Genomic DNA, 21,321 nt, shown 5'->3' with positions numbered 1-21,321 from the left:
TCCCTTAGGACCATGGCTGACACTGAGCATCCCGAAAACGAAACCCCGACCCCAGGCGGGGAGGTGCCCGCCAAAAAAGTCGATATGACCGTCCCCGAGATGCGCGAATGGCTGCGCAACTGGGTGGGCCGGGCCGTCGGGAAATCACCCGACGACATCGATGAGTCGGTGCCGATGGTCGAGTTGGGCTTGGCGTCGCGCGACGCCGTGGCGATGGCCGCCGACATCGAGGACCTGACCGGCGTGACCCTGTCTGTCGCGGTTGCGTTCCAGCACCCCACGATCGAATCGCTGGCCACCCGCATCATCGAAGGCGAACCCGAGGTCGCCGACGACGAACTCGACGGCGCCGACTGGACGCGCACCGGCCCGGCCGAGCGGGTCGACATCGCCATCGTGGGCCTGTCGACCCGGCTGCCCGGCGACATGAACTCGCCGGACGAGACCTGGGCGGCACTGATGGAGGGCCGCGACGCCATCACCGATCTGCCCGAGGGCCGGTGGTCGGAATTCCTCGAGGAGCCGCGCATCGCCCAGCGCGTCGGCACCGCCCGCACCCGGGGCGGCTACCTGAAGGACATCAAGGGCTTCGACTCCGAGTTCTTCGCGGTCGCCAAGACCGAGGCCGACAACATCGACCCGCAGCAGCGGATGGCGCTGGAGCTCACCTGGGAGGCGCTCGAGCACGCCCGGATCCCGGCGTCGAGCCTGCGCGGCGAGGCCGTCGGCGTGTACGTCGGCTTCTCCAACAACGACTACCAATTCCTGGCCGTGTCCGACCCGACGGTTGCGCACCCCTACGCGATCACCGGTACGGCCAGCTCGATCATCGCCAACCGGGTGTCCTACTTCTACGACTTCCGCGGGCCGTCGGTGGCGCTGGACACCGCCTGCTCGAGTTCGCTGGTGGCGACGCATCAGGCGGTGCAGGCGCTGCGCAACGGCGAGTGCGACGTGGCGATCGCAGGTGGCGTCAACGCGCTGCTCACGCCGTTGGTGACGCTCGGCTTCGACGAGATCGGCGCGGTGCTGGCCCCCGACGGCCGGATCAAGTCCTTCTCCTCTGACGCCGATGGCTACACCCGTTCCGAGGGTGGCGGCATGTTCGTGCTCAAGCGGGTCGACGATGCCCGCCGCGACGGCGATCAGATCCTGGCCGTCATCGCCGGCAGCGCGGTCAACCACGACGGCCGGTCCAACGGGCTGATCGCCCCCAATCAGGATGCCCAGGCCGAGGTGTTGCGCCGGGCCTACAAGGACGCGGGGATCGATCCGCGCACTGTCGACTACATCGAGGCGCATGGCACCGGCACCGTCCTGGGTGACCCGATCGAGGCGGAGGCGCTGGGTCGCATTGTCGGGCGGGGCCGCCCGGCTGACCGTCCAGCGTTGCTGGGTGCGGTGAAAACCAATGTGGGACACCTGGAGTCGGCGGCCGGCGCGGCGAGCCTGGCCAAGGTGGTGCTGGCGTTGCAGCACGACAAGCTGCCGCCGTCCATCAACTTCGCCGGCCCGAGCCCCTACATCGACTTCGACGGCATGCGCCTGAAAGTCGTTGACAGCGCTAGCGATTGGCCGCGTTACGGTGGCTACGCGCTGGCCGGGGTGTCCAGCTTCGGCTTCGGCGGGGCCAACGCCCACCTGGTGGTGCGCGAAGTGCTGCCCCGCGACGTCGTCGAGCGCGAAGCCGAGCCGCAGCCCGTCGCGGCGGCCCCGACCGCCGACGCGGCCGAGGTGCCCGCGCTGGAAAGCCACTCGCTGCGGTTCGACGACTTCGGCAACATTATTCCTGACCCCTCCGAGGTGGAGGAGGAAGCCTACGAGCTTCCCGGCGTCACCGACGAGGCGCTGCGCCTCAAAGCGATCGCGTTGGAAGAGCTTGCGGCACAGGAGGAGTCGGAGCCCACCAAGCCACTGATCCCGCTTGCGGTGTCGGCGTTTTTGACCTCGCGCAAGAAGGTTGCGGCCGCCGAGCTCGCGGACTGGATGGAAAGCCCGGAGGGGCAGGCGTCGTCGCTGGAATCCATTGGCCGGGCACTCTCGCGGCGCAACCACGGCCGTTCGCGCGCGGTGGTGCTGGCCCACGACCATGAAGAGGCCATCAAAGGCCTGCGCGCGATCGCCGAGGGCAAGCAGCGGCCCAACGTGTTCAGCGTCGACGGGCCGGTCACCAGCGGTCCGGTATGGGCGATGGCCGGTTTCGGTGCGCAGCACCGCAAGATGGGCAAGAACCTGTACCTGCGCAACGAGGTCTTCGCCGAGTGGATCGAGAAGGTCGACGCGCTGATCCAGGACGAGCGTGGCTACTCGGTGCTCGAGTTGATCCTCGACGACTCGGTCGACTACGGCATCGAAACCAGCAACGTCGTCATCTTCGCGATCCAGATCGCCCTGGGCGAGTTGCTCAAGCACCACGGCGCCAAACCCGCTGCGGTGATCGGCCAGTCGCTCGGTGAGCCCGCGGCGGCTTACTTCGCCGGCGGCCTGTCGCTGGCGGACGCGGCCCGCGTGATCGCGTCGCGCTCGCACCTGATGGGCGAAGGCGAGGCGATGCTGTTCGGCGAATACATCCGGTTGATGGCGCTCGTCGAGTACTCCGCCGACGAGTTGAAGACCGTGTTCGGCGACTTCCCCGGCCTCGAGGTGTGCGTCTACGCCGCACCCAGTCAGACCGTGATCGGCGGTCCGCCCGAGCAGATCGACGCGATCGTCGCCCGCTGTGAGGCGGAGGGCCGCTTCGCCCGCAAGCTGCAGACCAAGGGTGCCGGCCACACGTCGCAGATGGATCCGCTGCTCGGCGAGTTCTCCGCCGAGCTGCAGGGAATTCATCCGCTGAGCCCGACGGTCGGGATCTTCTCGACGGTGCACGAGGGCACCTACATCAAGCCCGGCGGCGAGCCGATCCACGATGTCGCGTACTGGGTCAAGGGAATGCGGCATTCGGTCTACTTCACCCACGGCGTGCGCAACGCCGTCGACAGCGGCCACACCACGTTCCTTGAGCTCGCGCCCAACCCGGTGGCGCTGATGCAGATCGGCCTGACCACCGCCGCAGCGGGTCTGCATGACGCCCAACTGATTCCGACGCTGGCCCGCAAGCAGGACGACGTCGAGTCGATGATCTCGGCGATGGCCCAGCTCTACGTCCACGGCCACGACCTCGACATCCGCACCTTGTTCACCCGTGCGCAAGGTCCGGAGGACTACGCGAACATCCCGCCGACCCGGTTCAAGCGCAAAGAGCACTGGCTGGACGTGCACTTCTCCGGCGACGGCTCGGTGATCATGCCGGGCACCCACGTGGCGTTGCCAGACGGTCGCCACGTCTGGGAGTACGCACCGCGTAACGGCGAGACGGATCTGGCCGCGTTGGTGAAATCCGCTGCCACACAGGTTCTTTCGGAAGCCCAGCTGGTGGCGTCCGAGCAGCGCGCGGTGCCCGGTGCGGGCGCCCGGCTGGTGACGACGATGACCCGGCACCCCGGTGGCGCCTCGGTGCAGGTGCACGCCCGCATCGACGAGTCCTTCACCCTGGTCTACGACGCGCTGGTGTCGCGGGCCGGTCAGAGCGTGGCCGCGTTGCCGACCGCTGTAGGCGCCGGTGCGACCATCGCCGCCCCGGCCTCGAGCGGCGCGGTCGACGCGGCAGGTGCTGCATCCGAGCCGCCGGCCGAACAGGAGGACGACGCCGAGACGCTGTCGGACAGCCTGACCAACCGCTACCTGCCGTCCAACGTGGGCAGGTGGACGCCGGATTCCGGCGAGACCATCGGTGAGCGCCTGGGCATGATCGTCTCGGCGGCCATGGGTTACGAGCCCGAGGACCTGCCGTGGGAGGTGCCGCTGATCGAGCTCGGCCTGGACTCACTGATGGCGGTGCGGATCAAGAACCGTGTCGAATACGACTTCGACTTGCCGCCAATCCAATTGACGGCCGTGCGCGACGCCAATCTCTACGCCGTCGAGAAGCTGATCGAGTACGCGATCGAGCACCGCGACGAGGTCGAGCAGTTGCACGAGCACCAGAAGACGCTTACGCCCGAGGAGATCGCCAAGGAGCAGGCCCAGCTGCTCAGCGGCGCAACGCCGACCACGGCCGCCGCGCGCGCACCGGACCCGCAGGCGGAGCCCGAGACTCAGCCGGCACCGCCACCGGCGGACGACGCGACGATCCCGCCGCCGCCGACGGATCCGTCCGGCCCGAAGGGCGCCGCGACCAACGGCGCAAAGCCGGACCTGGCGGGAGCGCTCAGCCAGGAGGCGGTGGCCAAAGCGTTGAATTCCGATGTGCCGCCACGCGATGCCGCCGAGCGGGTTACCTTCGCCACCTGGGCGATCGTCACGGGCAAGTCGCCGGGCGGCATCTTCAACCCGCTGCCCAAGCTCGACGGGGACAGCGCGGCCAAGATGGCGCAGCGGCTCTCGGAGCGCGCCGATGGCCCCATCACCGCCGAGGACGTCCAGACGTCGGAGACCATCGAGGCGCTGGCCGAAAAGGTGCGTCAATACCTGGAGGCCGGTCAGATCGACGGCTTCGTCCGAACCCTGCGGGCTCCGCAGGACGAGTCGCAGGTACCCGTGTTCGTGTTCCACCCGGCCGGTGGCTCGACCGTGGTCTACGAGCCGCTGCTCAAGCGCTTGCCCGCGAACACGCCGGTGTATGGGTTCGAGCGCGTGGAGGGCACCGTCCAGGAACGGGCCGCCCAGTACGTGCCGAAGCTGCTGGAGATGAACGAGGGCAAGCCGTTCATCCTGGCCGGGTGGTCGCTCGGCGGCGCGCTGGCATATGCGTGCGCGATCGGTCTGAAGCGGGCCGGGGCCGACGTGCGCTTCGTCGGGATGATCGACACCGTGCGCGCCGGCGAGGAGATCCCGCAGACGCAGGAGGAGACCCGCAAGCGCTGGGACCGGTACGCGAAGTTCGCCGAGCGCACCTTCAACGTCGAGATTCCCGCGATCCCCTACGAGCAGCTCGAAGAGCTCGACGACGAGGGGCAGGTCAAGTTCGTGCTGGACATCGTCCAGCAGAGCGGCGTGCAGATCCCGGGCGGCATCGTCGAGCATCAGCGGACGTCCTACCTGGACAACCGCGCGCTCGAGACCGTTCAGATCGAGCCGTACGACGGCCACGTGACCCTGTACATGGCCGATCGCTACCACGATGACGTCATCCAGTTCGAGCCGCGATACGCGATCCGCAAGCCCGACGGCGGCTGGGGGGAGTACGTGGCCGACCTCGAGGTGGTGCCGATCGGCGGCGAACACATCCAGGCCATCGACGAACCGATCATCGGCAAGGTCGGTGCTCACCTCACTGACGTGCTGAATAAGGTGGAGGCCGAAACCAGTCAGACGAGTGAGGTGGGCAAGTAGTGACGGAGACCGTGCCGGCTTCGGGGGCAGCTCCCATCCAGCACACCACCGCCGAAAAGCTGGCCGAGCTCCGAGCCCGCCTCGAGTTGGCCAAGGAGCCCGGCGGCGAGAAGGCCGCCGCCAAGCGCGACAAGAAGGGCATTCCGAGCGCCCGCGCGCGGGTCCACGCTCTGGTCGATCCGGGCACCTTCCTGGAAGTCGGGGCGCTGGCCAAAACGCCCAACGACCCGAATGCGCTCTACGGTGACGGCTGCATCACCGGCCATGCCATGATCGACGGCCGTCCGGTCGGGGTGTTCTCCCACGACCAGACCGTGTTCCAGGGGACGGTCGGCGAGATGTTCGGCCGCAAGGTCGCGCGCCTGATGGAGTGGTGCGCGATGGTCGGCTGCCCGATCATCGGCATCCAGGACTCCGGTGGCGCCCGGATCCAGGACGCGGTCACCTCGCTGGCGTGGTATGCCGAGCTGGGTCGCCGGCACGAGGCGCTGTCCGGGCTGGTGCCGCAGATCTCCCTCATCTTCGGCAAATGCGCTGGGGGAGCGGTCTATTCGCCGATCCAGGACGACCTGTTGGTCTCGGTGCGCGACCAGGGCTATTTCTTCGTCACCGGCCCCGACGTGATCCGGGAGGTCACCGGTGAGGACGTCACCCTCGATGAGCTCGGCGGCTCGGACGCCCAGGCCCGCTACGGCAACATCCACCAGGTGGTGAATTCCGAGGCCGAGGCGTTCCAGTACGTGCGCGACTTCCTGTCGTTTCTGCCGTCGAGCGCGGTCAGCGAGCCGCCGATCGTCAACCCGGGCCTGGAGCCCGAGACGACCCCGACCGATCTGGAGCTCGACACGATCGTTCCGGACTCGGACAACATGGCCTACGACATGCACGAGATCCTGTTGCGGATCTTCGACGACGGAGACTTCCTCGAGGTCGCGGCGCAGCACGGGCCGGCCATCATCACCGGGTACGCCCGGGTCGACGGGCGCCCGGTGGGCGTGATCGCCAACCAGCCCATGCACCTGTCGGGGTCGATCGACAACGAGGCCTCCGACAAGGCGGCGCGATTCATCCGGTTCTGCGACGCGTTCAACATCCCGCTGGTCTTCGTCGTGGACACGCCGGGCTTCCTGCCGGGCGCCGAGCAGGAGAAGAACGGCATCATCAAGCGCGGCGGCCGGTTCCTTTACTCGGTCGTCGAGGCCGACGTGCCGAAAGTGACGATCACGGTCCGCAAGTCCTACGGCGGCGCCTACGCCGTGATGGGCTCGCGGCAGCTGACCGCCGACTTCAACTTCGCCTGGCCGACCGCGCGCATCGCGGTGATCGGCGCCGAGGGGGCGGCGCAGCTACTGATGAAACGATTCCCCGACCCCACCACGCCCGAGGCGCAGCAGATCAAGAAGGACTTTATCGAGGGCTACAACCTCAACATGGCAATTCCGTGGACCGCGGCCGAGCGCGGCTTCATCGACGCGGTCATCGACCCTCACGAAACCAGGCTGTTGCTGCGCAAGTCGATGAGGCTGCTGCGGGAGAAGCAGCTGTGGTTCCGCACGGCACGCAAGCACGGTCTCATCCCGATTTGATCCTGTCGCCGGCGCTGGAGTCGGCCGTCAATAGGTGAGTGCCAAACGTGCTAGCGGATGCGCTACCGCGTTCCGAACCGGCACACATGATCCGAGGCCGTCGCACCTATACCCGCAGCGCGCCGTCGAGCAGCTCGTCGAAGTGCTCCAGCGCCTCGTCGGAGTCGGCGTCGATACCGCGCAGTGCCCCGCGATCCGCGAGATAGCGCTGCGCGTAGAGCCGCGCGACAAGCGCCTTGCGCTCAGCGCCGCGGGTGGCACGCTCCCAGGCTGCCTGCTCGATGAGCAACGCACCGGCATAGACGTCGCCCATGAATTGGGCCAGCGGAAAAAGCCGCGCCTCGGCCACCTGTCTGTCGAGTTTGCTCCACGCGGTGATCGCGGCGTCGAGGTCCTCGATCCGGCCGGTGACCAGCCGGGTGGCTTCGCCGTCGTCGGCGACCGACACCGCATCGCGCAGCCGAGCCAGCAGCGTCTCGTGCGCGCGGGCCTGCTCGATGCCGCGTCGCACATCCAGACACAGAATGTTGTCTGGGCCCTCCCAGATCGTGTTCACCTGCGCATCGCGCAGCAGCCGCGCCACCGGCCAGGTCTCGATATACCCGTTGCCGCCGTGGATTTCGATCGCATCCGACGCCGCGGTGATCCCCAGCCGGCACACCTTGAGCTTGGTGACCGGCACGGCGATCCGTTGCCGCATGCTGCGCGGCTGACGATGGTTGGTGGCGCCGGTGCCGTCGAACACCAACGCCTGCGCGGCCTCGACGTCGACGATCATCTCGGCGAGTTTGCGTCGCATCAGTGGCTTGTCGATGAGGGCCCCGCCGAACGCCCGGCGTTGCCGGGCATAACACAGCGATTCGACCAAGGCGCGTCGCGCATTACCGAGCGCGAACAACGCGATGCCCAGGCGTGCGGCGTTGGTCAGCTCCATCATGCGTCCCAACCCCTTGCCGTCCGATGGACCCGCGGTGGCGTCGGAGGGCTCACCGGACAGCAAAAACGCTTCGGCATCGACGAATTCGACCTCGCCCGAGGCCACCGAGCGGGTGCCGAGCTTGTCCTTGAGCCGCCGGACCCGGACCCCGTTACGCGAGCCGTCGCGGCGGGTGCGCAGCACCAGGAAGTTGGCGACGCCCCGCGAAGAGTCCGGTGCGCCTTCGGGTTTCGCGAGGACAACGAACGCCTGCCCGGCGCAGTTGGATGCGAACCACTTGAAGCCGTTCAACAACCACGCGTCCCCTTGCCGGGTCGCGGTGGTCTCCAGCGCTCCCAAATCGGAGCCGCCGGTGCGTTCGGTCAGCAACTGCGCCGTCTCGCCGGCCCACTCGCCCGAGGCGAATTTGGCCAGCACATGCTCGGCCACATCGGGCGGCGCGTAGGCGGCCACCAACGACTGAACCATCCCGCCGCCGGTGCCCAACGCGCAACCCATGCCGATGTCGGCTTGGTTGAGCAGATAATTCGACGCGAACATCGGCAGTGACGAGCTCACCTTCGCTTCACGCGCCTCGGTTCGCAGCGCCTGCTGGGCATCCAGGACTGCCCGTTTGGACTGCGTGAAGGATGCCGGCATCACCACCTCGCTGATGTCGTGGCCCCACCGGTCGTAGCGCCGCAGCTGCGGCGGGTTGCGATCCGTCTCCTCAGCCCAGCGCGCCACGGGGCCGCCCATCAGTTCACCGATGCGCGTCAAGTGGCGTTCGGCCAGCTCCAATTCGTCGGGCTCGAGGTAGTAGGCCATGGTCAACCGCAGCGTGGGATCGGTGAGGTACCAGTTGAGCCCGACGGCTCCGCGGTAGTTCTCGGTCGCATAGCGCTGCGATTTCTCGTCGGTGGAAAACGGCAGCCGGTCCACCGCCTCGACGGCGTAGTCACTCATCCGTCAGACGGTACGCGCCGAGCGGATCGTCTGGCAGCAGCGCGTAGCGGGCACCGCCGGCGTGGCGACGAAAACCGTTTTGCCGGAATCGAATTCGATGGTCTGCCGGGGGCGCGCTTCGGCCGGCACAGCACCGCCACGGAGTGTCAGCCGCCCGCGGCGGTGAGGAATATCAGCCGGAAATTGCCGATTTGGAGCACATCGCCGTTGGCCAGCACCGCGGATTCGACCGCGGCGCGGTTGAGGTACGTGCCGTTGAGGCTACCGAGGTCGACGACGCGGAATTCCCCGTTTTGGGCGTGGAACTCGGCGTGCCTGCGGCTGACCGTGATGTCGTCGAGAAAGATGTCGCTGGCGGGATGGCGCCCCGCGTTCGTGACCGGCTGGTTCAACACGAACTTCGCTCCCACATTGGGACCGCGCTTCACCACGAGGATGGCCGAGCCGCGGGCCAGCGTCGCGGCCGCTTCGGCGACGGCCGACGAGGTGTCGATTTCGTCGTGCACGTCGGCAGGTAGCACCGAACCGATGCCGTCGGTGGCTTCACCCGGCACGACCGGTTGCTGTCTGGTCTTTTCGTATGACGCCGACACCGCACCCTTTCCAAGCCCCCGTCGATCTTGCCATCGCAGCATCGCCGTGAGTGTCAAGATAGAGACCGAAGTCCCTGTTTCCTCCGGGGCGATTGTGGCACGGGGGTGGCCGGCGGTGGCTACGCCCGCACCGGCACCAGGAACTCCGACGTATAGAACTCCGCCGGGTTCTGCGAGTTCGCATTCGGGCGCTCGATCATCACCCATACGCCCGTCGTGCCCGGTCGAATTGCGTCGACAACGGTGGCCGTTCCGTTTCCCGCGCCATCGAGATCCATGCCGGTAAATGCGGTTCCCGGGTCTCCGGGTCCACAGGTCGACGACGCCGGGCGGGGTTCTTCGATGAGCCCGACATCGTAATGCGCGCCCGGTTCGGGGCCGTCCACCAGATGCACCTCGGCGACGGCCCGGTTCCCGCTGGTGCGGACGATGGCCGAACCGGTACCGAGCATCGGGCTGGGCACCTTGGGGGCGATGGCCACCTTGCTGAAATCGCAACGCCGCAAGTAGTTGTCGAAAACCACGGTCGTGCCGCCGCCGTCGGCGCCCGCCACCCCGATGGCCACACTCGAAGCTGGGGCGACCAGCAGCGCGGCTGCGGCCGTGCACGTTCCCAAGCGTGTCAGCGTTTGCATTCGGGCCATCCTTTTCCGTCGTGTGAAAGGGACCACAGCGAAATAGTATTGACCGGAAAATGGCTAGATCAAACCTTTGACCAGTAATTACTCGGCCGTTAATTCGGTCGCACTATTCGACCGATGAATAATTACGGCGCACCGCGATTTTGCAACGGCGTGTTTTATTCGGCGCTTTATGGCTTGATGCGGATCGGTCCCGGCGACCACCATCCGGTGCGGGTCGCCGTGCCCAGGTCGAGTTGCGCCGGGTGCGCGTCGGCGATGGTGTCGAATTTGCGCAGCGATCCCCAGTCGCGGCCCCAGTCATGGGACAGGTACGTCGACATGACGTGGGCCCGCAGCAGCAGGTCGGTGATGCCCAGCAGGCCGCCGTTGACGCCGTCCTGCCAGGTGTCGGTGTCCTGCTTCTTGGCGTTGTAGTCCGGCGTGATGCGGAACTCCGGAATCTCGGTGACGCCGTTGGAATGCAGCATCGGATGCTGGCACGGGAACGCCAGCCCGACGGCCCAGTCCATCAGCACCGGCCGCTTCGAACCGATGTACTCCTGCAGGGAACGCAGCTCCGGCACGCGCGGCGGGGTCAGCGCGATCCAGTCATCCGGCGTCAGGGACAGGTCCTCGGCGACCACCCGCACCGCGACCGCGTCGGCGGGCATCTGGGAACGCGCGAAGCGCAGGTTGCGCCACACCTTCGGCTGCTCGCCGTACAGGTCGTAGGGCACCAGTCGGCCGGCCGGCTGCACCGCGCCGCCGGGACCGGGCCTGCCGAATTCAAGCTCCACCGTCTGCCCGCTGGTATGGCCGTGCAGGATGCTGTTGCCGGCGATAGTGCCCGCGGCGGTCACCACCACCAGGGGGTGTCCGTCGTCGGGCTTCGGCAGCTGGTACCACGCCGAGGTGAGCCGGCTCTGCTGCTGCGCGCCGGTGGTGTAGCTGCCGGCCAGCGGCACCCGGCTGGGGTCGAGGCCATACGGCAGCGGGACCGTCGAGCCGTTGGCGCCGGGGGCCTTCAGTTTGGTCGGCGCATCCCAGTCGTAGTCGGTGCCGGGCTGCGGCACCTCCGTCTCCTTGATCGACTCGGCCAGGGTGCGGTCCGGCACGCCGTTGGGCGTGAATCCCGTTGGGCTGACCCCACCCAACGGCCCCAGCGGGCCGTAATTGTCCGGCTCCCCTGTTTTGAAAGGCACCATGAAGCCGGCATTGCTGTCCGGCTCGACGAGCACGTCGTCGGCCAGCCCGCAGCCGCCGCTGAACTCCCGCAAATTGTCCCAGGCATTGGAGTAGGTGGGGTACTGGCGCACGATGCCGGCCACCATCGAGGCGACGAACACCAGCGCCATGAAGCCGGCCGCGAGGGGGATGGGCGCGGCGGTCAGCGCCCGCGCCAGCCGTCCTTCGCCGCGGTCCCTGGGCGCGAAGTGCAGGTACGCCGCGTACAGCGCGACGATCACGAACAACGCGAAAAAGACAGTGCTGATGCTGATTCCGTGGATCCTCGGCATCACGTTGTTGAACGGGACACCGAAGCTCGACACGTACCACCAGCCGTTCGTGGTGGCGAAACACAGCGCCAGCACGAACAGCAGCGCCGCAAGGAAGGCCATGCGGTTGCGCGACCAGCGCAAGCTCTCGTGCGACACCAGCACGGTCGTCAGCGCGGCCATCGCCGCCCCCACCGCGGCAAACAGCCCGAAGTGGTGCACCCACTTGGTGGGGGTGAACATCAGGAAGAACATGGTGCCGAAGATGACGCCCATCAGCCGCCAGGCCGGCCCGCGCGCCACGCCGGGAATTCGCTTGCGCCGCAACATGATGAAGACCGCGGTGAAGAGGCACAGCGCGGTGACCAGGAAGCCGAAGCGGCGCGACAGCGAACCGTCGACGGTGGGCAGGATCAGGTAGTAGTAGCGCAGGTTCTCGGTGTACCACGCCTGGCTGGGGCCGATCGCGGTGCGAATCCTGGTGGCTTCCAACACCGTTGACAGCGTCTGATCGGCGAACACCACGGTCAGGATGACCGTGCCGGCGGCCAGCATCGGCGCCACCAGCGGCCAGGTGCCGACCAGGCGATGGCGTTTCACCAGAATCCGCAGGATCGGACGGCCACCGGCGACCAGCGCGGCCACCGCGATCAACCCGGTGGGCTGAACGCCGAGGGTGAAGGCCGCGGTGATGACGGCCAGCGCGGCCGGCGTCAGCCGGCTGTAGCGCATCGAGCGCTCGATCAGCACGTAGGTGATCAGCGACCCGACGGCGATGATCGGCTCGGGGCGCAGGCCGTTGTCGAACGGCATCCAGGCCGTCAACAGCACCATGCCCGCCGCCCAGTTCGCCGCCTTGCTGGCGGCCACCGCGGGCCCCAGCCGGGGCAGCACCTCGCGCGAGAGCAGCAGCCAGCACACGATCCCGGCGATCAAGTCCGGCAACCGCATCCACAGGCTGGCGTCGGTGACATGGGTCATCAGCGCCAGCAGGTTGTAGTACCAGCCGAAGGGGTCCTCGGGGCTACCGAACCAGCGGAAGTAGTTCGACATGTAGCCGGCACGGTCGGCGACCCGGGCCATGCCCAGGATGTAGCCGTCGTCCGACGAGTTCGCCCCGATCACATGCCACAGCACGAAGCCGGAGATCACCGTGACGTCGGCCAGGGTGAACGTGCGCCAGTTCGCCGGAATGAGCCGGCGCATCCGGTGGCCGTCCAGCTGATCGAGCCGCCATAGGGCGATCAGCGCGACAATGGTGGACACGATGGCCAGCACCATCGCTGCTAGCTTCAAAGTCGTTGGGGTGGTGGAGAAGCGGGTGTCGATCGTCGCCGAGAGGTGCAGACCCGCCGGTGCCGGCCCGCTGAGGTCGGTGAACACCCCGACGATCTGCGGCCGCAGGTTCGGGTCGGGGAAGCCGCCGCCGAGCGGCTTGCCCGCCGCATCAGTCAGTCCGACAAATGTGGCGAACGCGCCCGCCTTGGTCGAGGTGATCTCGATGCGCTGGCACTGTGCCGACTCCACCTGATCGCGGGCGGCGCTGGCGATCACGACGTTGCGGTCGGTGACGTCGACGCGCTTCCCGTTGACCACCACGAACAACGCGTTGAGCGCGGCGTCCTTGCCCTTCTTGGGCGCCGTGCTGAGCACGACCCCGCCCTCCGGTGGCAGGCCGCGCACCACCGAGCACGGCACGGTCACGTGCACGTCGACCGGTGTCAGCGAAATCAGCGGGGCCGTAACGCTGTTCAACTGGCCGCCCTGCGGCCAATTCAGCTGCGCGGTGGTCTGCACGACGGGCAGCAGCGGGGTCGCGATCGACAGGATGAAGCCGAGCAGCCCGGCGATCGTTGCGACCCAGCGAGTCACGCGCACATCCTGACGGGGTGCCGCTTCGTCCTCGCGCTTGTCGACGGTCGTGACACTCATGGCAGCGCCCGAATCGGTCCCTGCCGGCTCCAGCCGTGCACTGTCATCACACCCTGTTCGATTGCGGCGTCCGGCGCCTGATCGGCCGGCACCAACCGGAAGTACTGCTCCACCGATCCCCAGTCGCGATGCCAGTCGCCACGCAGGTACGTCGCGACCGTCGAGGTACGAAGCATCGCCTGAGTGACCAGGAACGGACCCCCGTCCTCACTGGCCTGCCATCCGTTCGACGACGCCGCCGTCTGCTTGTGATCGGGCAGGATGCGGTAGGCCGGAAGTTCCGCAACGCCAAGGTGTTCGGAGAACGGCCGCTGGCACGGGAAGTTCGCGGCGGTGGCGATGTCCATCAGCACGGGGGTCTGCGACCCCATCAACTGCTGCAGGGTCTGCAGCTCCGGGACCCGCGGCGGCGTGACCGCGAACCACTGATCCGAGCTCAGGTTCGGGTCGTACGCGACGATGCGAGCCACGTTCGCCTCGGGCGGCGCCCAGGTCAGCGGGAACCGCAGGTTGCGCCACGCCGGCTCCGGCCCGATGTCGATCGGATACACCTCTGCCAGCGGCTGGGTGGTGCTATCGGGACGGGCCAAGTCGCGGTGGCCCCACTGCAGTTTCAGCTGCTGCCCATAGGTGAAGGTGCCATCCTCCTTGTACGACCAGATGGCACCGGCCGCCGTCACCACCACGATCGGCCGGTCGGGGCTACGCGGCGGCAGCTGGTACCACGCCGAGGTCGCGCTGGCGGCCAGCGAATTCTCGCCGTAGCTGCCCATCACCGGCGTGCGGCCCGGGTCGAGTCCGAACGGCAGCGCGGCATGCGACCCGTTTACCCCGACCGGTCCTCTCCCGCCGGCCGTCCCCGCAGAGTCGCTCATGGTGGCATTGGGTTTGTTGGGTGACCCGGTGGAATTCACCACGCCCGGCTTGGTGACCACCGGGTACGACCGCAGGTCGTCGCCGACGCCGTCGGGTTTGAAGCCGACCGGGTTGACACCGCCCAGCGGGCCGTCCGGCCCGAACGTCTGCCCGGGCGCCGGCTGCAGCATGCCCGCATTGGGGTCGGGCTCGGCCAGCACGTCGTCGGCCATGGCGCAGCTGGCGGGGGACAGCCCCGAAGTGATTGCGGCGAGGTTCGCCTTGGCGGTGGTGTAGAGCGGGTAGCGCAACACCGCGCCCTTGGTCAGCGAGGCGACTTCGCCGACGACCATGATGGTCGCGACCACGAGCAGCGGGGTCGACGCGAGCACCCGGTTGCGCCGGTTGTCCTTGACCTCGGTGTGCCCGGCGTAGTCCATCCGGAAGTGCTGCCAGGCGGCCAGCAGGCCGGTCGCGATCGACAGCGTCAGGAACATCGAAGTCACCGGGTGGCTTGCGACGACCGGTTGGATGTCGTACCACGGCACCCCGTAGTTGCCGACGTAGAACCAGCCGTTGATGCCCGAGGTCGCCACCGCCAGCACGAACAGCAGCGCCGTGACGTACAGGGTCAGGTTGCGGCGGTTGTGCAGGCCGATTCGGGCCAGGGCGAACGCGGTGACAGCGCCCAACGCCCCGGCCAGCCCGGCGAACGCGCCGAACTGGACCGCCCACTTGGTCGGGGTGAACGTCAACAACAGCAGTCCGAATGCGGTGGTGCCGATCAATCGCCACGCGGGGCCGCTGGCCACGCCCGGGATCCGGCCCCGGCGCAGCAGGGTGACCAGCATCCCGAACATGCACAGCAGCAGCACCAGTACGGCGAATCGCCGCGCCATCGATCCGTCGGGGTTGGACTCCACCGTGAGGAAGTAGTAGCGCAGCCAATCCTGGTACCAGGCGATGGTCGGGCCGACCTTGTATTTGATGCGGGCCGCCTCGCCGACCGTGGCCAACGTCTGGCTGCGGAACACCACCACGAGGATCAGCGACAGCGAGGCCGCCAGCACCGCCAGCGGTGCCAGCAGTCCGTCGGTCGCCCGGCGGCGCCGGATCGTCTGGGCGACGGCCCGCGCGCCGGTCAGCAGCGCGGCGACGGCGATCAGGCCCTGCGGTGCGAGCGTCGCGCTGAGCAGCGCCACGATGATGGCCACCGCAGCGGGCGCCAGCCGCCGCAGCGCTATCGCACGTTCCATCAGCATCCAGGTGACCAGCACGCCGAGGGCGATCAGCGGTTCGGGCCGCAGACCGTTGTTGAACGGCAGCCACGCCGCCACGAACACCGCGCCCGCGGTGAAGACCGCTACCCGGTTGGCCGCGAGGCCGCCACGGCCAGGCCCGAGCCGGCGCAGCATCCAGTGGCTGATGATCAGCCAGCACCCGATTGCTGCCACGGTGGCGGGCAGGCGCATCCAGACGCCGGCCGTGCTCACCGAGGCCAGCTTGGACAGCACCCCGAGGTACCAGTCGAAGGGTGCGTCCGTGGTGCCGAAGTAGCGGTAGTAGTTGGCGATGTAGCCGGCACCCGGGGCGACGCGCGCGATGGTCAGGTTGTAGCCGTCGTCCGATGAGGTGGCGCCGATGATGTGCCACAGCAGCAGGGTGGCGATCACGCCGGCGTCGGCGATCCAGGTCGCGATCCCCACTCGCCGCCAGTTGGCCAGGCGGGTGCCGGGGCGGTATCTGGAGAGCCAGGCGATGGGGGAGCGCCAGTTGAGCAGGGTGCTGCCGCCTCGGCTGCGGCGGTCCAGCACGGCGAGCGCGGCGATGGCCGTCAGCACCGCCAGCGCGCCCAGGACCATCACGATTTCCTTGACGATGGTGGGCGCGGTGATGAATCGGGTGTCGATGTCGATGCGGGCGGACAGCCCCGGCCCCGCGCGCACCTTCATGTCGGTGAAGACGCCGCCAACCTGGGGTTTCTTTTCGGCGGGCAGCACCCCGGAGGCGCCGGGTATGCCGACGAAATCGGCGCCCGTCGCGCCGGCGTCGGCCCAGACGTGCAGCACGCTGCAGGCCCCGGTGGCGACCGCCGAGCGTTGTGCGACCGCGGCCACCGTGTCCCGGAATGCTACGACGACCACGTCCGTGCCGGCTCGCACGAAGAGCCCGTTCTTCCCGGCGTCGATGCCGCCGGGTGGCAGGGTCGAGACCACCAAGCCGCCGCCGGCGGGCAGCGTGGCGATGTCCGGGCAGGGGATGGAGATGTCCAGCGCGCGCGGCGCTCCCGATACCAGGGGCGCGGTGATCTGGCTGACGTGGCCGGCCGTGCTGCCCTGGGGCCAAAGGATCGTTGCGGTGGTCTGTTTTACCGGAAGCAGAGGGACGGACAGGCACAGCAGCAGGCCCACGATTCCCGCGATGGCGGCCACCGATCTGGGGATCCGCTGCGATCGCTCTTTACCGTCGTGGGGCACGAGGCTCGATCGTAAGCGACGCGGCTTTGTCCGATGAGGACGCGGGGCCGCGCAGGGCCCCGGGACCGAGTCGGACCGTCAGCGTTGTCCGATGAGGACGCGGGGCCGCGGACACAAGACGTCGGCCCCCGAAACGCTATCCGCGGACCCGGGCCGCCAGCGTGCCAACCCCCGGCCCGGTTAGGTCGGCCAGCGCGGCCGGACGCCCGGTCATGGCCAGCAGGAGCGCCTCGCCGGGGCCGGTCACCTCGGGCCCGTCGCCGTGCGTCCACTCGACATCGGTGGCGCGCAGGTGCAGGCCCCGGATCCTGCGTCCCGCGCCGAGTCGGGGATTGCCGGGCACCAGCGGAAGAATTCGCTCGAGCCGATCCTTTGGCACGTCGCGCGGCCGGCCAAGTGCGCGCCGGATGTCCTGGTGATGGATGGTGCCGTCGACGAGCGCGATCATCCCGCCGAAACCTGCTGTGAGTCCCCGCGGTTGGAGGTGGCTACGCAGGAATTCCAGCAGTTGTTGGGGGGTCGCAGCAGCGAATTCGTCTACGCCCACTTGATTCGCCCGCACGATCCAGCCTTTGGCGAATCGTTTCAGCAACCCCGGTACACCTAGCTCCTCGTAGCTGACCACATGCGCGACAACGTCTTTCACGTTCCAACGGGTGCACAGGGTGGGCGCCTCCCAGTCTTGCGGTGTCAGGGTGCCAAGAAATTCCGCGAGGTCGGCCCGCTCGTCGCGGGCCATGGTCATCAGGGGTGCGTCGTCAGGGGCCATGAAGTCGAGTGTGGCCCGCTGCAAGAATTTCGGAAAGATTCCACTAGATTCGGCAGCGCTCGGCGCCATACTTCGTCCATGAACAGCCTGAAGTCGATGATCGCCGGGGCGGTGTTGTCGGTCGGCCTGGCGGTGGCGGGTTTCGGTACGGCCACCGGAACCGCGCACGCCGACTCCTGGGCGGAGGGCCCGCATCAATGGTGCCCGGGACAGCCCCTGCCTCAGGCCGACATTCAGTGGGATATGGGAGCCTGCCACACCTGGTACCTACTCGTGGGCGGCCCGAAGGGAAACGTCGGTGGCCGCTGGAACACCATTTGGGACGGCCCCAATCCACCCGCGCCGATCCGTAAGCCGCCGGGAAATTGCGGCCTGTTCTTCTGCCCGCAGCCGCCGGGAAGCTGACTGAGCCGCCGGCGCTTCGCGGTCAAGCGACGGCTAGGTCTTGCGTAGCGGCGCCGGGCCCCACAGGCCGCTGCGCGTCGCCGTCCCCAGCAACAGGTGGGCGGGTTGGGCGTCGGGGTAATACGGGGTCAGCCGTTGCAGCGAGCCCCAATCGCGAGACCAGTCGTCCTTGAGATAGGTGGCCATGGTGGTCGCCTTGACCAGCAGCTCCGTGACGCCCAGCGGGCCGCCGCCATTGTTGTCCATCACCGGTGAGTTCGCCTCGGCGCCGAATCGGTCCGGCAGGATGCGCCACCTCGGAGTCTCGTCGAGGCCGTTCTGGTGACCGAATGGTCGCTGGCAGGGGAAGGCCAGCCCGACGAGCCAGTCCAAAAACACCGGGTCGGTCGAGCCCACCACGTGCTGCAACGTGCTCAGCTGCGGAATCCTCGGCGGGGTCAGCGCGATCCAGTGCTGCGGGGCCAGGTCTTCGTCGTCGGCGACCAGGCGAACCTGGGTGGCGCTACTGGGAATCGCAGACATCGCCAACCGCAAATTGCGCCAGGCCGGCGACGCGCCCACGTCCGCGAATTGGAGCGAACCGCCGGCGTGTCCGCCGGCCGCCTGGTCATCGGTGGCCCACTGCACCTGGACCTCGCGCGGGTCGAAGCGCCCAGCGGCGCTCACCACCAGCAGCGGCCCCGCCTTGTCGCGGGCGGGCAGCCGGTACCAGCTGGACCGCAGGTGCGCGGGCACCTGGATGCCGGAGCGCCAGCTGCCCAGCACCGGTGTGCGCGCCGGGTCGAGGTTGAAGGGCAGCTGGGCTGACGAACCGTTGATCCCCGGCGCGGGGGTGGTGCCACCCTCGGTGCCGGCCTGGTTGCTGCCGGTCTTCTCCTCGTCGTTGACGAAGCTGCGGTCGCCGGGACGTTCCATCACCGGGTCGGCGCGCACGTCGGCGGGAATTCCGTTGGGCGTGAAGGCTTCCGACAGGCCCGCGCCCAGCGCATCGGCCACCGACGCGTTCACCGGCGTAAGCATCCCGGCGTTGGGATCCTGCTCCACCAGCACGTCGTCGGCCAGCCCGCACGACTTCCCGGTCAGAGCCTGCAGGTTGGAGCGACCAACCGACCACGCCGGGTATTGGTCGGTCATCGCCAGGGTCAGCGATGCCACCTCGAACACCACCAGCACCCAGGTCGCAATTGCCAAGGGGGACTGAACAATTACGGCCGCCCGCGCGCCCAGGCGGGTCTTGGGCGGCCCTTGGAACCGGCTCGAGTCCGGGGCGACGAAGTGGAACCACGCCGCCAGCAGCAGCACCACTACGGTCAAGCCCAGCAGCGCGGTGGCGAAGGCGTAGTGCCAGGCCGGGAACGCATTCGACCATGGCACACCGAAATTCGATACGTACCACCAGCCGTTGACACTGGCGAACGACAACGCCACCAGGAACAACACCACGGCGGCGTACACGGTGCGGTTGCGCCGGGAGCGCATCGCCACGGAGGTCACCGCGACCGCAGCCAGCGCGCCCAGCGGCCCGGCAAGTCCGGCGAAAACCCCGAAGTGGTGCGTCCATTTGGTGGGCGTGAACATCATCGCCACAAAGGAGATGATGGTGATCCCGACGATGCGCCGGCTCGGCCCGACGGCAGTGCCCGGAATTCGGCCCTTACGCAACGACATTGCGACCGTGATCCCGAGCGCGAGAATCAGCGCCAGCACGGCGAATCGGCGGGCGACCGATCCGTCGGGGCTGGCCATGAACAGCCGCTCGTAACGGATGTGTTCGTCGAACCAGCTGAGGCTCGGTCCGACGGCGCGCTTGAGCATGCTGGCCTGGATCTCACCGGTCAGCGTTTGGTCGCGGAAGATCAGGATGGCAGTGACGGTGACCGCGGCCAGCAGGGGAGCGATCAGCGGCAGCGCACCGAACCGTTTGAATCGCCGGTGCAGGATGGTCCGCAGCGGCCCGATCGCGACCAGCAGCGCGCCGATCGAGGCGATGCCCGTCGGCCCGGAGAACAGGGTCAGCGCACCGATGATGCAGGCGATCGCCACCGGCAGCAGCCGGCTGGTGGCCACCGCGCGTTCCACCGAGCACCAGGTCAGCAGGATGCCCAGGGCGATGATGGGCTCCGGACGCAGACCGTTGTCCAGCGGCAGCCAGACGGCCAGGAACATGCCCGCCGCGGTCCACGCCGCGGTCCGGTTCTGTTTGACGGCGTGGCCCAGCCGGGGCATGACTTCACGGCTGATCACCCACCAGCACGTCAGGGCCATCGCCAGGGTAGGCAACCGCATCCAGACGCTGGTGGTGCTCACGTGTGCCCACAACGCCAGCAGGTCGTAGTACCAGCCGAACGGTGCCTCGGGCGTGCCGAACCACCGGTAGTAGTTGGCCATGTAGCCGGCGTGCTCGGACACCCGGGCCATGGTCAGGATGTAGCCGTCGTCGGAGGTGTTGGCGCCGACGAAATGCCACCACACCAACACGGCGATGACGAGGGCGTCCAGCCCGCCGATCGACCACCAGCGGGCGGGCAGGAAGCGACGGTGCCGGGTTCCGTCGGTGGTGTCAAGGACGTGTAGGGCGACCAGGGCAGCGGCCGTGAGCACCAGGCCGAGGATCATCGCGGCCATCTTCAGCAGGGTGGGGCTGCTGCTGTAGCGGGTGTCGATGGTCGCCGAGAAGTGCAGACCGGACGGTGCCGGTCCACTCAGATCGGTGAAGACCCCGACGATCTGGGGCCGAAAGTCGTAGCCGCTTTTCTCACCGCGCAGCGGCGCGCCGGGATGCTCGGCGTTGGGTCCCTGGGTGAGCCCGACGAATTCGGCGGTCACCCGGTCGGCATGCGCGGTGAAGGTCAACCGCTGGCAGGCCGGACTGAGCACCTGGCTCAGCGGGGCGGTCACCACCGGCACGTTGCGCACCACCAGCACCAGGTCGTCGTTGGCACGCACGATCAGCAGTCCCCGGTCGACGGCCTTCGGTGCCTGCTTGGGCACCGTCGACAGCAACACCGTCTTGCCGGTGTTGCCGCCGCCGGCCAGTCCGGCGGCGGCCTCGCACGGGACGGTGACGGTCAAGTCGGTGGCGACGTAACCGATCAGCGGCGCGTCGACGCTGGCGAAGGTGCCGTTCTGCGGCCAATTCAGTTGGGCGGTGGTCTGGTCGACCGGAAGCAGCGGGGTGGCGATGGCCAGCAGCACTCCGAGCAGCCCGGCGACGGAAGCGACCAACCGGGCGATCCGGTGATTCGCTTCCCTGTCGCTCACGGAGCTAGATGCTAGTTCTTCGCCGGTGGTGGCTCCCGCTTGAGGCGAGGCGTCGGTGCTCATCTGCAG

The 21,321-nt window shown here is 68.2% G+C and carries 10 protein-coding genes; 3 read left to right on the top strand and 7 right to left on the bottom strand.

Annotation, left to right across the window (positions count from 1 at the left end; all coding sequences use genetic code 11):
• The first annotated feature begins 12 nt into the window (after positions 1-12).
• Positions 13-5,373 carry a polyketide synthase Pks13 gene (pks13, locus tag AC5Y4F_RS18515; RefSeq protein ID WP_499997810.1) on the top strand — a complete coding sequence of 1,787 codons (5,361 nt, stop codon included), beginning with the start codon at positions 13-15 and terminating at the stop codon, positions 5,371-5,373.
• 11 nt (positions 5,374-5,384) lie between these two features.
• Entirely contained in the window at positions 5,385-6,959 is a 1,575-nt protein-coding gene (locus AC5Y4F_RS18510; RefSeq protein ID WP_156750245.1) for an acyl-CoA carboxylase subunit beta, read from the top strand.
• A gap of 106 nt (positions 6,960-7,065) precedes the next feature.
• Here AC5Y4F_RS18510 and AC5Y4F_RS18505 read toward each other — a convergent pair whose 3' ends face one another.
• From AC5Y4F_RS18505 to AC5Y4F_RS18480, 6 genes are all read right to left on the bottom strand, one after another.
• Positions 7,066-8,841, bottom strand: coding sequence for an acyl-CoA dehydrogenase family protein (locus tag AC5Y4F_RS18505; protein WP_499997809.1), 1,776 nt, complete (start codon positions 8,839-8,841; stop codon positions 7,066-7,068).
• Between the two features lie 146 nt (positions 8,842-8,987).
• Entirely contained in the window at positions 8,988-9,434 is a 447-nt protein-coding gene (locus tag AC5Y4F_RS18500) for an FHA domain-containing protein (protein WP_499997872.1), read from the bottom strand.
• Positions 9,435-9,553: 119 nt separating this feature from the next.
• The gene (locus AC5Y4F_RS18495; RefSeq protein WP_067940501.1) at positions 9,554-10,069 is read right to left on the bottom strand and encodes a hypothetical protein; all 516 of its coding nucleotides are present in this window, start codon (positions 10,067-10,069) and stop codon (positions 9,554-9,556) included.
• Between the two features lie 176 nt (positions 10,070-10,245).
• On the bottom strand, positions 10,246-13,485 hold the full coding sequence (locus AC5Y4F_RS18490) for an arabinosyltransferase domain-containing protein (protein ID WP_499997808.1): 3,240 nt from the start codon (positions 13,483-13,485) through the stop codon (positions 10,246-10,248).
• Entirely contained in the window at positions 13,482-16,817 is a 3,336-nt protein-coding gene (locus AC5Y4F_RS18485; RefSeq protein WP_499997807.1) for an arabinosyltransferase domain-containing protein, read from the bottom strand. The genes AC5Y4F_RS18490 and AC5Y4F_RS18485 overlap by 4 nt, the downstream gene beginning before the upstream one ends.
• A 136-nt stretch (positions 16,818-16,953) precedes the next feature.
• On the bottom strand, positions 16,954-17,586 hold the full coding sequence (locus AC5Y4F_RS18480; RefSeq protein ID WP_067940498.1) for a maleylpyruvate isomerase family mycothiol-dependent enzyme: 633 nt from the start codon (positions 17,584-17,586) through the stop codon (positions 16,954-16,956).
• A gap of 78 nt (positions 17,587-17,664) precedes the next feature.
• Here AC5Y4F_RS18480 and AC5Y4F_RS18475 point away from each other — a divergent pair, with 78 nt between their 5' ends.
• Positions 17,665-17,991, top strand: a complete 327-nt coding sequence (locus tag AC5Y4F_RS18475; RefSeq protein ID WP_231986483.1) for a hypothetical protein — start codon at positions 17,665-17,667, stop codon at positions 17,989-17,991.
• A 33-nt stretch (positions 17,992-18,024) separates the two neighbouring features.
• On the opposite strand, the gene AC5Y4F_RS18470 is transcribed toward AC5Y4F_RS18475, so the two are convergent.
• The gene (locus AC5Y4F_RS18470) at positions 18,025-21,315 is read right to left on the bottom strand and encodes an arabinosyltransferase domain-containing protein (RefSeq protein WP_499997806.1); all 3,291 of its coding nucleotides are present in this window, start codon (positions 21,313-21,315) and stop codon (positions 18,025-18,027) included.
• Between the last annotated feature and the right edge of the window lie 6 nt (positions 21,316-21,321).

Source organism: Mycobacterium sp. NGS56 (assembly GCF_059812425.1).
The sequence above is the reverse complement of the archived record's forward strand: the minus strand, read 5'-3'. Positions and strand labels throughout refer to the sequence as shown.